Genomic DNA, 765 nt, shown 5'->3' with positions numbered 1-765 from the left:
GCAAAGCCATCTCGCGAGGGCGCTCCGCGAACTCGGCCGTATCGAAAGGTCGCTCTTCATGATCGAATGGTACTCAAATCCGGCACTACGGCGGAGATGCCAAGCCGGTCTCAACAAGGGCGAGGCCGCCCATAAGCTGAAACGCGCTGTGTTCTTCCACGAGCGGGGCGAAATCCGCGACCGGTCGTTCGAGAGCCAGGCATTCCGCGCCTCTGGTCTCAACCTCGTCGTCAGTGCGATCGTCCACTGGAATACAGTCTATCTCGACCGCGCAATCACACAGCTGAAGCGAGAGGGTCGAAATATTCCTGATACTCTGTTGAAGCACATCTCGCCGTTAAGTTGGGAGCATATCAACCTTACCGGCATCTACACCTGGGATGCCGAACATCAGATGTCCAACGGATTTCGACCGCTCCGTCTGCCAGTCGGGCTACGTCGGGTCGCATAAGTTCTCAATCCGTTCGCCCTTAGCGTACGATTTTGCACTCCTCTTGTTCCCGCCCCTTTGTGGCCGGTAAATGACCGACGCCCGCAGTAAGATAGGAACAGTCCCGGACGCACAATCGGGAATGCGGTAGCCAACCCGCGCATCAGAGCTTGATCACCGACGTCCTTGAGTTCCGCCTCCACCCATACGCGATCATCATGATAAACAGCCGTCCGTCAGAACGGGTGGTCCAGCATGTGAACCGCTCCGGGTTTGCCGGAGACCCCAACTCGTGAGAAGTAGGGTCTATGACAAGCAAAACGACGAACAAATTC

At 56.7% G+C, this 765-nt stretch carries 1 protein-coding gene; it reads left to right on the top strand.

The window, feature by feature from the left end; all coding sequences use genetic code 11:
* A partial coding sequence (locus V6S97_RS29125; protein WP_334428452.1) for a Tn3 family transposase occupies window positions 1-451 on the top strand: 451 nt, incomplete at its 5' end.
* Between the last annotated feature and the right edge of the window lie 314 nt (window positions 452-765).

Origin of the sequence: Agrobacterium sp. CCNWLW155, assembly GCF_036888815.1 — a bacterium.
Classification (GTDB): Bacteria; Pseudomonadota; Alphaproteobacteria; order Rhizobiales; family Rhizobiaceae; genus Agrobacterium; species Agrobacterium radiobacter.
This window is presented reverse-complemented; position numbering and strand designations above follow the sequence as displayed.